Annotated in this window: 11 protein-coding genes; 5 read left to right on the top strand and 6 right to left on the bottom strand. The window is 48.9% G+C overall.

The features are described 5' to 3' along the window. The 5 genes from tssL to LVQ76_RS03795 all read right to left on the bottom strand — a co-directional run bounded on the left by tssL (nucleotide 1) and on the right by LVQ76_RS03795 (nucleotide 6,469). Entirely contained in the window at nucleotides 1–654 is a 654-nt protein-coding gene (gene tssL, locus LVQ76_RS03815; protein ID WP_232921029.1) for a type VI secretion system protein TssL, short form, read from the bottom strand. Further along, on the bottom strand, nucleotides 651–1,988 hold the full coding sequence (tssK, locus tag LVQ76_RS03810) for a type VI secretion system baseplate subunit TssK (protein WP_232921027.1): 1,338 nt from the start codon (nucleotides 1,986–1,988) through the stop codon (nucleotides 651–653). Before tssK ends, tssL begins: the two co-directional genes overlap by 4 nt. A gap of 12 nt (nucleotides 1,989–2,000) precedes the next feature. Next, nucleotides 2,001–3,551, bottom strand: a complete 1,551-nt coding sequence (gene tssC, locus LVQ76_RS03805) for a type VI secretion system contractile sheath large subunit (RefSeq protein ID WP_232863518.1) — start codon at nucleotides 3,549–3,551, stop codon at nucleotides 2,001–2,003. 31 nt (nucleotides 3,552–3,582) lie between these two features. Further along, nucleotides 3,583–4,077: a type VI secretion system contractile sheath small subunit gene (tssB, locus tag LVQ76_RS03800; protein ID WP_232921024.1), complete on the bottom strand. Its 495-nt coding sequence runs from the start codon at nucleotides 4,075–4,077 to the stop codon at nucleotides 3,583–3,585. A 427-nt stretch (nucleotides 4,078–4,504) separates the two neighbouring features. Continuing rightward, nucleotides 4,505–6,469, bottom strand: coding sequence for a PhoX family protein (locus LVQ76_RS03795; protein WP_232921022.1), 1,965 nt, complete (start codon nucleotides 6,467–6,469; stop codon nucleotides 4,505–4,507). 675 nt (nucleotides 6,470–7,144) lie between these two features. Between LVQ76_RS03795 and LVQ76_RS03790 the strand changes: the two genes are divergently transcribed. The 4 genes from LVQ76_RS03790 to LVQ76_RS03775 are packed head-to-tail and all read left to right on the top strand — an operon-like array spanning nucleotide 7,145 to nucleotide 11,767. After that, a complete protein-coding gene (locus LVQ76_RS03790) occupies nucleotides 7,145–7,675 on the top strand; it encodes a Csu type fimbrial protein (RefSeq protein WP_370640063.1) in 531 nt (176 codons plus the stop codon). Between the two features lie 21 nt (nucleotides 7,676–7,696). Next, the gene (locus LVQ76_RS03785) at nucleotides 7,697–8,416 is read left to right on the top strand and encodes a fimbrial biogenesis chaperone (RefSeq protein WP_370640062.1); all 720 of its coding nucleotides are present in this window, start codon (nucleotides 7,697–7,699) and stop codon (nucleotides 8,414–8,416) included. Nucleotides 8,417–8,432: 16 nt separating this feature from the next. Then, the gene (locus LVQ76_RS03780) at nucleotides 8,433–10,754 is read left to right on the top strand and encodes a fimbria/pilus outer membrane usher protein (protein ID WP_370640061.1); all 2,322 of its coding nucleotides are present in this window, start codon (nucleotides 8,433–8,435) and stop codon (nucleotides 10,752–10,754) included. 41 nt (nucleotides 10,755–10,795) lie between these two features. Then, nucleotides 10,796–11,767 carry a Csu type fimbrial protein gene (locus LVQ76_RS03775; protein ID WP_151995755.1) on the top strand — a complete coding sequence of 324 codons (972 nt, stop codon included), beginning with the start codon at nucleotides 10,796–10,798 and terminating at the stop codon, nucleotides 11,765–11,767. Nucleotides 11,768–11,792: 25 nt separating this feature from the next. Here the strand turns inward: LVQ76_RS03775 and LVQ76_RS03770 are convergent, their stop codons facing one another. Beyond that, on the bottom strand, nucleotides 11,793–12,728 hold the full coding sequence (locus LVQ76_RS03770) for a LysR family transcriptional regulator (protein ID WP_232903416.1): 936 nt from the start codon (nucleotides 12,726–12,728) through the stop codon (nucleotides 11,793–11,795). A gap of 94 nt (nucleotides 12,729–12,822) precedes the next feature. On the opposite strand from LVQ76_RS03770, the gene LVQ76_RS03765 reads away from it, so the two are divergent. After that, the gene (locus tag LVQ76_RS03765) at nucleotides 12,823–14,031 is read left to right on the top strand and encodes an MFS transporter (RefSeq protein ID WP_232921021.1); all 1,209 of its coding nucleotides are present in this window, start codon (nucleotides 12,823–12,825) and stop codon (nucleotides 14,029–14,031) included. Nucleotides 14,032–14,056 lie beyond the last annotated feature (25 nt).

The following is a 14,056-nucleotide window of genomic DNA, read 5'->3' as shown; positions in this document are numbered from 1 at the left end:
TTATTTGATCCCTGCCAGTTGAGAGAGCTGATTCGCGAGCGTGCTTGACAGGAAAAACCACAGTGCAACAAGTATTGCGACGCCAAGTACCCACGAAAACCAGTACGTTTTGCGCCCGGTGCGCAAACGCGATGATCGGGAAACCACAGGGGTTTCCTGAACGGAGGAAAAAGGCGGCACCTGCTGGCTCAGCTTACGCACCACATCTTCACGTCGTTCGTCGCCCTGCTCGCGATAGCGACCCGCAAATCCTAACGTCAGTGCACGGTAGAAACAGGTGAGTACGGCGGTATCGGGCGCAGGCTCCTGCAAAACGGCGCGAATACGCTCCCACAGCTCCTCACCAGCGTTCAGCGTATTGAAATAGCGCGCCTGAAGAGGATTCTGCAGCCATTTAGTGTTCCCACTGTCCGGCTTCGTACGGTTCAGCACACTCTCATCAAGTAACGCACAAAGGGTGTAAAGCATATGGTCCGTGCTGGTTTCGTTGAAACCGTTACGAGAAAGAGCTTCACGCGCACCATCCACCCATCCGCAGGCACGACGATACAACGCTTCTCCGTCCTTAATTTCCTGGCCATTACGCAACTGGCTGACCATCAGCCAGCAGGGATAAAAGATCTCATCAACGACAGAAGGTTTTATTTTGCTCATGAGCGCAATACCGCAAACAGTTCGAGTTGGATATCACCAAGTGATCCTGGCGTGTAGAACGCGCAGTTACCCGCTTCCAGCATGGCCTGCGCCGCCAGGCCATTCAGATCGAGGGCGAAATACTGGTTCTCCAGACGCAGAGGAATGGCCGCCGGAACATGTGACAGTGGTTTCATCACCACACCGTTCAGCGCCACGTTCACCACATCGGATACATCTTCAAAGCTGCCCGCTTTACACAACAGCGGGAACTGCGTCTGCAATAGATGATTGGGAATAGTTGAGCGAACAGAAAGGTAGAAATCAGCCCCTTCACGCAGGCGAGCATCATGCAGCGAACCTGTCCAGAATTGCCCTTCGCGGATAAGCTCAATGGCCACCATCCGTGATGGCAGGCTAGCTTCAAGTAACGCATCCAGCAGAGTAAATAGTGGCGGGAAAACCTGTTCAGGTGCGTGATGTTGATAAAGCGGAATGTCTTCAGCTTTATGTTCAAGGGAGAACGTCAACAAACTGCCAGCCAGGCGCACCAGTTCACGATAGAACAACTCAGGATGACGCGTAGGTGCCTGATGAAGTTCAGTCAACACGGGTTCAGCGCTGTTTAATGCATTGAGCAGCCAAAACAATGACACATCTGCCACAACGAAATCGGCCATACGTTCATTGCTTTCGCGACGCATGGCCATCAGACGGCGGCGACGTGCCTGCAGGCGATGGAGAAGGTCCCCTAGCGCTGTCAACACAACGGGGCTTGCTGACAATCGCAACATCGGCGGGATGAAATTCGCATCCTGGATCCATTGCCCTTGTGCATTACGCAGCAGGCGCACCACCGGACATGTCAGGTAAGCGCTATTTTCCTGGTGAGCAAAACGCAGTGTGACGGCATGGCGCATAACAGCCAGTTCGGTACGTTCATGACCGGCAAGCTCCTGTACCGTCACCCACTCTTGTCGCCAGCGACGAGGACGTTCACTGTCCTGCCCATCATCAAGATTACCGCCATTAGCTGACAACAGCGGCAGGGCAAGCACAACGTCCACACTTTCGCGATCAGACACCAATGACAAATCGCAAGCCGGTGGCAGATTATCCGCCAGCTCAGTGTCAATCAGCGTGCCATCTGGAAAGCGAATCAACAGACGCAGTGCATTCAGCCGTGAAAGTGCCAACGAGCCGTTATCAAATGCCACATCGATAACCCCCCACGGGTCTGCCAATCCCATTTGGGCCACGTTTTCAGCGACAAAAGCATCCCAACGGGACTGTTGCTGAAATTGCTGTGGGGCCAGAAATGCCCCGTCAGTCCATAATGGACGGTAAATTTTCATCCCTGCTCCTGATTACGCTTTCGCTTTAGGCATCTGCGAAACAAGGGATAAATTCACGTCCATTCCTTCAACCTGGAAGTGCGGTACGGCGTACAGTTTCACGCGGAAGAAGCCTGGGTTATCTTCAATATCCTCCACGGTCACTTTCGCATCACGCAACGGGTGAGAAGCCTGCAGGTCGTCACCTGGATCGGTCATTTCAGTGACCAGACCACGTACCCAGGTATTCAGCTCCAGTTCAAGCAAACGGCGGTCTTTAGTAGTACCAATGTTTTCACGCTGAATAAGCTTCAGGTAGTGAGCAATACGTGACAGCAGGAAGATATATGGCAGGCGTGCGTTGATGCGGCTGTTAGCTGTCGCATCGGCTGTGTCATACAAGGCAGGTTTCTGCGCAGAGTTCGCAGAGAAGAAGCATGAGTAATCGCGGTTTTTGTAGTACGACAACGGGATAAAGCCCAGGTTGGCGAACTCAAATTCACGGGTTTCGGGAATCATCACTTCACTCGGAATTTTAACCTGATTGCCGGTGCCGAGATCATATAAGTGGATTGGCAGGTCAGTCACTGCACCACCCGCTTGCGGGCCACGGATCTGCACACACCAGCCGTTTTTGATGAAGCTTTTCACCATATTGGCAGCAAATGCGAATGATGCGTTGGTCCACAGGTATTTGTCGTGATCCGGGCCTTTCACTTCTTCAACATAGTTGAAGCTGCGGACTGGCACCGTGTCCGGGCCATATGGCAGACGGCCAAGTACACGTGGCATCACCAGACCGAGGTAACGGGAATCATCAGACTCGCGGAAAGATTTCCACTTGATGTATTCAGCACGGTCAAAGTAGTTGCCGATGTCTTTAATCGCAGCCACTTCTTCCATGGAATCTTTCAGGAAGAATTTCGGGCCAACAGAGGCGATAAACGGCATGTGTGCCGCAGCAGACACTTTAGAGATGTTGCGCATCAGCGCCACGTCTTGTGGGCTTGCGTCGAATTCGTAGTTGGAAATCACTGAACCAATTGGCTCACCACCTGGGGTGTCGTATTCAGCGATATAGGTGTGCGCGTACAAGCCACTCTGGATGATTTCCGGGGAGTCTTCGAAATCCTCACGCAGATCATCTTTGGAAACGTCCAACACTTCGATTTTCACATTCTGACGAAAATCAGTACGGTCAACCAGGTGCTTGAGGCCACGCCATGCCGATTCGACTTTCTGGAAATCGTCGTGATGCATTACTGCATCAAGCTGGCGGCTAATCTGGTAATCCAGCTCAGCAATATGGTAATCCAGCAGAGTTTTATCGAGTTTTTCAACGCTCTGACCGGAGTTTTTCAGACGCTGTAACAGCACCTGCACGGCCGCGGTTACACGTTCATCAGCAGTGGCATCAGCCAGCGCTTGATTGTCCTGCCAGACATTAATATCAGACAGACCGGAAACCGGGTTGAGGTTTATTTTTTCAAACAAAGAAGCGTAAACACCACCAGCTTCAGAGCGCTCCAGTACAGTGGTCTGGGTACCGGATGAAGTATTTTCATTATTAACTGACATCAGCATTATCTCGTGTTAATCCGTTAATTCGGGAGGGTTACGCTTTCGGTGCGAGGGCATTAAGTTCATCGCGCAGTTCATTGCTCAGCGATGGGTCTTTCAGGATATTTTCAAGCTCTTTTCGGAAAGTGACGTTATCCAACAAATTAGATTTAAGGTCGCGTAATAAATTACGCATAGCCAGCATGGCTTTTAATTGCGGGATCTGCCGAGCAACCTGTTCCGGCTCAAAATCTTTCATCTCACTGAAAGAAAGCCTGACGCTTTCTTCTGAGCCATCACCAGCAAGAGTATTTTCAACAGTAATATTTACAGTCGGGGAAAATTCCGAAAGCACGCTATTGAAGTTATTTTTATTGATATTTATCTTTTCACGTTCAGACAGTGGGCGACTCTCCTGCCCGTTGCTGTAATCACCCATAACAACTAATTTAAGAGGTAATTCAACTTTCTTTTGTGCTCCCCCTGTGTGCAAATCTAATTTTATATTTACGCGTGCTTTAGGTACTTCATTTTGAAAAGAACTTGACACAATTAACTCCTTTTATGGCATCCATGGCAAATCACCGGCGACAAAAAACGCGCTCAGCAATCCAAACGTTAAAATAAGAAGGAAATTCAAGACAAGGCAATATTCTGAGTAAAATAGCATTAACAACTGAGGGGGTGAATAATAATTCCTTATAAAGTACTTTTTCAGAATTATGACTGCATAATAAAAGCACATTACATTTTATAAACTGATATATAGAAGCGTCACCATTTTCATGATGAATACTTTAGTGGTTGATATTTTTACTACAGTGCGTTTGCTACTCTTTGATTATTTAAGAGATGATTCTCCTGTAACAGGAATATGGGATTAACGTACTTAATGTCAGACTGTCGTTATCCCCTCACCTTTTCTTCAGGCTCTGAGCAAAACATCCCTGTTCCGCTCAACTGTAGAGGCTATTTTGTTAGCTACCAATCACCCCACCATCAGCTTTAACAATAACCACAGTGGAAGATCGTGGGCGACTGTTTTTATCACCGTCAGGCCAGGTGGAGACGGCTGTAGGATTTGCCGGATCGCTGATATCGTCACCTGGTTCACCGGGGTGTTGAATATTAATAAATAGCGTGCGGTTATCTGGAGTAAAGGCGATGCCAGTTATCTCACAGCCTCGCGGACCAGTCAGGAAACGACGATATTCGTTGGTACCAGGAACAGTGGCGAGCATCTGGTTGTTGCCCATTCCCTCATAGGCTTTTTTGTTGATAGTGCTGGAGGAGACATCGGTCTGAATCCACAGTACACCGCGATGGTCGAACGATAACCCATCTGCACTGCCAAACTCCGCCCCTTTCATTGAGCCTTTTGTTTTCTCATCTGCACTATCCGGTCTGCCGCCTAGCACCAGGATATCCCACTTGAAGGCGGTTGATGCAGGGTCACCGTTCTCTTCCGTCCAGTGCATGATGTGGCCGTAGACATTATTAGCGCGCGGGTTGGCGGCATCAACGGGTGCTTTGCCCTCCTTGCCACGGTCACTATTGTTGGTCAAGGTGCAATAAACACTGCCTTTTGCATGCGAGTCGACCGCAATCCACTCAGGGCGGTCCATTTTTGTGGCACCCACGGCATCAGCAGCGAGACGCGTTTTAATTAGCAACTCACCCTGACTGGCAAATCCCTTAGTTTCATCAAGGCCCGATTGCCCGTATACCAGCGGCAGCCAGGTGCCACTACCATCGTCATTGAATTTCGCCACATACAGCGTGCCTTCGGAGAGCAGGTCCATGGCAGCATCTCGCAGGCTGGCATCATATTGATTTGTAGAAATGAACTTATAGATGTATTCGAATTTCTGATCATCCCCCATGTAAGCAACTACACGGTTATCCGCCGCCAGGGTAATCGCAGCGCCTTCATGCTTAAAGCGCCCTAATGACGTATGTTTACGCGGAGTCGACGACGGATTATAAGGGTCGATTTCTACCACCCAGCCGAAACGGTTAGGCTCATTAGGCGTTGCATCCACGCTAAAGCGTGGATCGACTTCGTTCCAGCGGTAAGATTCATCGCTGTCGCTAATGCCATAGCGCTTTTCAAGGGCATTTGGCGCAGCTTTTTTAACGAAAATATCCGACCAGTTTTCTTCGCAAGTCAGGTAAGTACCCCATGGTGTATGGCCGTTGGCACAATTTTGCATAGTACCAAGCACTCTTTCACCCTGCGGATCGTCCGCAGTTTTCATTAATTCATGATTTTTGGCAGGCCCTGTGAGGGTCATCGGTGTATTAACAGTAATACGACGCGCAAACTCAGATGGACGAACCACGCTCCAGTTATCGCCCTCTTTTTTCACTTCAATAACCGAAATGCCCATCGCATTTTGGCCCTTGCGCACTTTATCCAGATTCCAGTTCGCCACACCGTCTTTAAACAGCAAACCGTTGTCGATATATTCGTGGTTCATCGCCAGCAAACCGTGATTCGGCTCGTTTCCTCCCAGCGGCAAACTAAACCATGCCATACCATCGTGGTGCATTCCTGCCTGAGCGGCCTGTTCATCAGTAGTGTTACTGCCGTCGGTTTTAAATTCCGGCAGGTTACCCTTTAAACCTACGGCGTCTCCCCAACGGTAAAATGGTCGCGCGATGTAGCCTTCCGGCACCCGCACGGCATCATCCGTTGAAACTTCAATACTGGCAAAACCAAGGGAAGATGGACGTGCCAGAGCCGTTTCTACAGCCCATGCAGCTTGGGATTTTAGCAACGTCGGGAAGGCTACTACGGCGCCCGCGACTGCACCCATTTGCAGGAATCGGCGACGGCTCAAATACGCACTGGCAACATCTGAAAAAACGGGGTTGGTGCTGCGGTTACTGATTTCGTCGTTGTGTTCCTGTTTAAACAACGGCTTAAGAGGTCTGCTCATCATGGCTTCCTTTCGATATTGTTATCAGAAGTGAGCAGTGTAAGAAGGTTTTGTTACACATTTATAACAGCATGAGAAGGCCCTGGCTGTTTGATTACTTATGAACAAACATCCAGTATTAACTTCACCACCCTGTAACAGGCTTAATGTTTTTCGACTAAGGTTTGGTTATTTTTAATAGCGGAATTTAATGTCTGGGCCGAAGTTTTAGCTTTATTTCGTTTTTTCACGACTGAATAGTTTCGGATGCATCAACATATATTAGCTTCTACAATGTGAAAAGCCTGCCACCATAAATACCTCACGCACTCCCCCTTTTCAATAATCCCAGCCTTGAGCTATTACGTTATCTAAATAGAGAATATCTTTCTTAATTAGAATGTTAAGACACCATATCTCCTTTACTTTTGTGATTGTTTACAACTGAAATTATTCTAATTTTGCCAGTTTTTATATCCTGCATTTCAGACCGAAATGACTTATAGCAGACTTTCCTGGATGCAATTATCAAACTCGCCTAATAAAACTTAAAGTGCGCATCTGATCATATTAAAAAACTTAATACATCCTGAAATTGGCATAAAAATGCACCTCATTCTATGGTTTTAATAGACATACAACATTCATCCGTATGCATTATTGACAAACCGCAAGTATCTGAATAGGTGCAAAGATATGAAATCAATCATTAAAATGCGCATATTTTTTCCTTTCATGTTTTTTGCTTTTGTTCCATCTGCAAATGCCGTCGTGGCAACCAACACATTTCAGGTACAAATTACTATTACTGCATCTTGCGTTGTAACCACAGGCGCGGGCGCAAATATTAATCTGGGCTCTGTCGGTAGTACTGCAACTAACACAACCGGGAATAGCTCCTTTACTGTCCAGTGCTCAAGAACCACTCCTTATTTCATCGGCCTTGCACCATCCACAGCTAATGGAGGCAATACCACAGGTGCTGGGTCTATGTCATCGGTCGCTAGCAGTGGAACAAACAGCGATAAAGTCCCTTATCAGTTACATCAAACATCAGGCACAGGGCCCGTCTGGGGTAATACTGCCACCACCACAGCAGTAGGTAACGGTGTTGGAGGAACTGGCTCAGGAGTGGCGCAAACCTATACGGTTTATGCCGTCGCCGCCAGCGCCAACTTTGCACCTGATAGCTATGCGGACACCGTAACCGTTAACGTAAATTATTAATACAAAGGGTTATTTATAAAAATGAAGCCACAGACGCGAACGGCTGTTGGGGTGATGTGCCTGTTATTGGCGGCAATCTTTCCACAAAATACAGTGGCAAGCGGTCTACAAGTTTCGCCTGTGACACTGACCCTTCAAAATATACAAAATGCTGATGGCATCTGGTTAATGAACCAGGGTGAAGAGACCATAAATGCACAAGTTCGCGTTTATAGCTGGAACCAGCAAAGTTATGAAGACCAGCTCAACTCTTCTCAGAATCTGGTTATTAGCCCGCCAATGCTCAAACTGGCACCCGGAGAGAAACAGTTAATTCGAGTGATTCACATGGGGCCCGCCTCAAATAACGTGGAAGAAGCTTATAGGCTGTCAATCAATGAACTACCTCCAGCCGAACTACAAAAAAATAAAATTCAGTTCGTTTTGCATTATTCAGTTCCCGTTTTTATTCAACCGAAGGGTACCAGCGATCATTCAGCAAAATTGCAGTGGGGAATCCAACGTATTGGTGGTGAAGCATTTCTTGAAGTGAGCAATCAGGGGAATAGCCATGCTCAGTTGTCTGGTGCTTCATATATCAACACGCAAGGTAGAAGAAAAGAGATAACACAAGGGCTATTGGGATACGTTCTTCCAGGCGCTACCATGCGCTGGAAATTGCCTTTCCCTGCCTCGGATACTGCCCCCGGAAGCAAATTAGAAGTTACTATAAATGGACAAAAAAAGGTGCAGGAACTTTAAGGTAATCATTAGAATAATGATAGTTCTTCTGCTCGGTGGAATGTTAACGCCAGGAATTACCTCGGCCAATGATAATAATCCCATCACACAAGTGATGAGTAATGATAACGATCATTCCAATGCAATAGACTTGTATCTTGATGTCACCCTGAATGGAAACCATATTGGCATCGAACATTTTAGTGAGCTTGCAGATAAATTATATAGCGACAAAGAAACATTACAAAAAATAGGGTTTAAATTACCTGATGAGTCGGCTCAATCGATTCGTCTTGATAGTCTAAGCCAATTACAATTTGATTATGATGTTTCATTGCAAACACTGAAATTGACCGCCCCTCTTAGCACCTTGAATTTAAATACCACCAAAATCAATCAAGTTGATATTCCTCCGCCCGTCGTCTCCACATCGCGGGGGATGTTACTCAATTATGATGTTTACGCAGCGCAAGGCGATGGAAGTAACGTCAGCAGCTTTACTGAATTACGCGCATTTAATTCTGCAGGCGTGCTGAGCTCGACTCAATTAACTCAATACTCCACGCAAACTGATGGAGTTACGGCCGATAACAATTTCAGTCGTCTTGATACGCAGTGGCGGTCATCGTTTCCTGACAGCCTCCTTAGCTTAACCTTCGGTGACACACTCACCAGCAGCCTTACCTGGTCGCGCCCGACACGCATCGCGGGTATTCAAATTGGCACTGATTTCAACCTGCAACCTAATATGCCGACCACACCGCTACCCTCTTTTTTAGGTTCGGCAACGGTGCCTTCAAATGTGGAATTATTTATAAATGGCATGAAATATTATAACGGCGAAGTCCCTGCGGGTAATTTTGAAATCAACACCCAGCCAAATATCAGCGGTGCGGGCTACGCACAGGTGAATATGACTGATGCGTTGGGACGAACGACGACACAGAGCTTTTCCTTTTACCAGGATCAGCAGCTATTACGCGAAGGCCTGACACAATGGTCAGCTGAACTGGGTGTGGTACGCGAAAATTACGGGATCACTTCATTTGATTACGCCAGCACACCTTCGTTTAGTGGAACCTGGCGGCGGGGTATCAGTAACAGTTTTACAGGTGGCGTTCATTCTGAGGTAAGCAAACAGCTGCTCAATTCTGGATTCAGTATGGACTGGATACCTGGCGGTCGTGTTGGCACCCTATCAACGTCTCTGGCGATGAGCACAGACGCGGGAGACAACGGAATATTGTACAGCCTGGGTTATCGCTGGATTGGCGGCAACTTTAACTTCAGCACCTCGACGATTGCCACCGCAGGTGATTACCGTGATATCGCCAGCCGCTATGGTTCAGCACCACCATCACTTAATAGCAATGTTGTCGTTGGGTACAACATGCCCTCATATGGCAATGTCAGTCTGAGCTACCTGCAATATCGCTACCCACATGAAACGTCAGTACGTTACGCGGGTGCAAACTGGTATGCCGCGGTAGCAAATAATATCTACCTCACTGCTGGCGTGAATCAAAACGTAGACGACAGCCGGGATCGGAACCTGTACCTGACTGCCACATTTATCCTTAGTAATAACCTTACCGCCAGCAGCACAGTACAACGCACGAATGAGGAAACCGGTTATATGGTTAATGCCAGCCGTACCCAGCCTTCAGATGGGGGTTGGGGCTGGAACCTGGCAGCAAGCCAACAATCGTCCCGACAAAACGGCCAGGGAGAATTGGGTTACCTGGGTCGCTATGGCAAAGTTTATAGCGGTTTTAACCGCACCTCCGATACACAGTATGCCTATGCTGGGGGTAGCGGTTCCCTGGTGATGATGGGTGGCGGTTTGTTTGCCGCGCGCACAATTGATGATGGCTTTGCCGTTGTCTCCACCGACGGTATTCCTGATTTACCCATCAAACTGCAAAACAATCTCATCGGCACCAGCAACAGCCAGGGCTTGCTGTTAGTCACACCAATTAAAAGCTATGAAAATAATCTGTTAAGCATCGACCCAATGAACCTACCCGCCAACACGCGTATCGACCAGGTTAATGCTTACGCAACGCCTGCCGACCGTTCTGGCTCGCTAGTCAAATTTGGTATTACACCGGTTCGCGCCGCGCAAATAATCGTGGTTGATGCACAAGGAAAACCGATTGAGGAAGGGACACAGGTAGAGCTGAATGCTAAGCAAAGCCAGCAAACCATCGTGGGTTTTGATGGGCTGGTTTATTTCGATACGCTGGAACTGCATAACAGATTAAAAGTGATGGCCACCAAAGGCACTTGCTCAGTGCAGTTCGATTACCCGCAGAAGGCTGCCAGCATTGCGCAACTTGGCCCATTTGTTTGTCGCTAAGGACGAGATGAATTGGACCTCTTAACGGAAAGGAAACCTGTATGCGTTTAAGAGAGTTATTTTTCTTTGCCGCCTTAAGTTTGTGTCCTGGTGTTAGCCACGCGCTGAGTTGCTCAATAAGTGGCGTGCAGCCCATTAATTTTGGGAATGTAAATCCACTGTCCAGCACAGGTGCTGAAACGTCGATGACGTTCAGCTATTCGTGCAGCAAAGTCCTTACAGATGTGCTTAGCGCGATCACTCTTTGCTTTAATATTGGCGCGTCGAGTAATGGCCAGACTAACCCTCACGGCATGTCTTTTGCTGGCCCACCAGCCAGCACATTAAACTATCAACTCTATCAAAACCAAGCTCATACTGTCGTTTGGGGAAATCAGAACCAGGCTGGAACCCCTCCTCCCATGGCCCAAATAACACTCCTCAATCTCACGCCAGTAACGGGTAGTCTGACGGTTTACGCAAAGCTTACGACACCCCAAATTACCGCTGCTCCCGGTAGCTATTTAGATGTTTTTAATTCAGCCACCGCAAGTGTTACCACGAATACAGGCCTGGCCCTCCCCCCAGCTGACTGCGGCAATGGGACCGGCCCGAGTTTCCCGTTTAACGTGACCGCTGTCGTGACTAAGCAATGCAACATTAGCTTCGTCAATAATATAAGTATTGGCCCGGTAACAATGAATCAATCCAATATCGCATCGAGTAATACTCTTGGTGTCGCCTGCTCGAATAACACCCCTTATTCGATAGGGCTTAGTCCATCGAACGGCAGTACTACAGGAAGTGGGCAAATGAAAACCAGCGGGAGCGGGAGCAATACCGATTTAGTCCCTTATCAGCTGCGTTCAACGTCGGGCCAGGCCGGGACTCCATGGGGAAGTATTACAGCAAACAGTGTCAATGGCACCGGTACCGGATCGACCACTGCATATACCGTTTACGCAACCGTACCCAATGCAAACTACGCCCCGGATAATTACGCCGATACCGTTACCATTAATGTGACGTACTGAAAAAGGGAAATGGCTCACGACCTGATTAACGCGCAGAGCGGGTGCCGGTTAGACCAGGCATCACCTCTTTCATTAGCTCAATAAATTTGCGCAGACGGGCCGGGTAGTAACTCGCGTAAGGATAGAGCAGATAGATGGGTAAAGGTGCAGCCTGCCAATTAGGGAGAACATGCTGCAACGTGCCTTCCGCCAAATCCTCTTTCACAACCCATGATGAAACCATCCCTACACCCAATCCGTTTAAAGCCGCCTTACGCACCGCATACAGGCTATCAGTGCTCAGTCTTGGCGTAATATCGAAGCGGAAAGGGTCACCGCTGGTTACCTCGTTTAACGTCACTTCGTTGCGATAAAAACTACTCAGTGCCACCCAGGGGAGTGTCACCAAGTCCGTGGCTTCATTGACCGGCCCATGGCTTGCAAGCAGTGAAGGAGCAGCCACCACGATACGTGGCACTTCGGCCAGTAGGATGGCAACCACTGAAGGATCGGTGATTGCCCCAACATGAATCGCGCAATCAATCCCTTCAGGGATAAAATCCGGTGAACGATCGTTGAGAATCCACTCAATATTGATTTGCGGATAGCGCGTCAGGTAATCGCCAAGCGGCCCAATCAGCTGATCCTGCCCGAATGCGTGTGGCGCACGCACGCGCAGCACCCCGGCAGGTTCATCCCTGGCACCACTGACTTCATCTTCCAGAAGGTGCCAGTTTTCAATCAACCTGCGCGCATGCTGATAGCAGCGTTCGCCATCATCAGTCAGCTTCATGGTGTGGGTCGTACGCTGGATTAACTTAACGCCAAGCATTTGTTCAAGGCTTTGTAAGCGTCGGCTTATTGTTGGCTGGGTAGTATCCATTTGTGCGGCTGCGGCTGAAAGGCTGCCGCTCTCAACGATTCGCACAAAGGTTTGCAAAATGGCTATACGGTCGCCAGCAGGATTAAAGTTTTTATTCATACGTTAAGTGTATAACAGTTTTACCCCTGCGGGGGCTACAGCCGAAAGCAAAAAATGACAAGAATGGCCGCACATTAACCCACTGGAGCGAGCCATGAGCCAGCTTTCCACAATGACCACATCAACATCCGACACCATGCTGTCTGGAAAAATTGTTTTTCTTCTCGCCCTTGGCGCGGGCCTGAGTGTTGCCTCAATTTATTATAGCCAGCCAATGCTGGGGATTATCGGCAGCACGTTCCATGCCCGTGTCGGTGATGTCGGTCTGGTACCCACACTGACGCAAATTGGTTATGCGCTCGGCATTTTGTTACTCGCCCCACTTGGGGATCGCTTTGACCGCCGTCGTATCATTCTGATTAAAGGCACCCTGCTTTCGTTGACGTTACTGTTGTGCGGATTCTCTTCTTCCTGGCATGTGCTATTGCTCAGCAGTCTGGCGATTGGGCTGGTTGCGACCGTAGCGCAAGATATTATCCCTGCCGCCGCCACACTGGCCTCTGACAGCAATCGCGGTAAAACCGTAGGAATGGTGATGACCGGGCTTCTGGCGGGCATTCTGCTTTCACGTGTATTTAGTGGCATCGTGGCACAACTTTGGGGCTGGCGTAGTGTTTATACTATTGCAGCGGTAGGTGTCTGGGTCGTCACGCTAACACTCTGGTACGTACTGCCCTCTTTCAAGCCGCAAACCACACTCCGTTATCCCGCGCTACTGCGCTCATTAGGCCAACTGTGGATGGAGTATCCGGCTTTACGTCGTGCTGCTCTGGCACAAGGGTTGTTGTCGATTGCGTTCAGCGCTTTTTGGTCAACGCTTGCGATTATGCTGGCAGACCGCTTCCATATGGGCTCCGCCGTAGCCGGTACTTTTGGCCTCGCAGGTGCCGCAGGAGCGCTTGCCGCACCGCTGGCAGGGTCACTTGCTGACCGTCGTGGCCCTGATTTCGTCACTAAAATTGCAGCCACATTGGTTGTTATCTCCTTTGCCCTGATGTTTGTGATGCCGTTTGTTCCCGTCCCTGTGCAACTGGCTATTATCGCCATTAGTGCGGTCGGGTTTGACCTGGGTATTCAAGCCTCACTGGTGGCACACCAGACCATTATCTACGCGTTAAATCCGGCTGCCCGTAGTCGCCTGAACGCTATTATGTTTACCGTCGTGTTTGTCGGCATGGCAGTAGGTGCAACGCTGGGTAGTAAAGCTCTGGAAACCTTTGGCTGGACGGGAATGGTTGGGCTGGCAACGTTCGCGGCACTGTGTGGGCTGCTTATCCGGTTAACGGGGCGCTCCACCAGATAAACAATCACCACCGGGAGGTGGTGAT

Source organism: Buttiauxella cochleicola, from assembly GCF_021283185.1.
GTDB classification, from domain to species: domain Bacteria; phylum Pseudomonadota; class Gammaproteobacteria; order Enterobacterales; family Enterobacteriaceae; genus Buttiauxella; species Buttiauxella massiliensis.
This window is presented reverse-complemented; position numbering and strand designations above follow the sequence as displayed.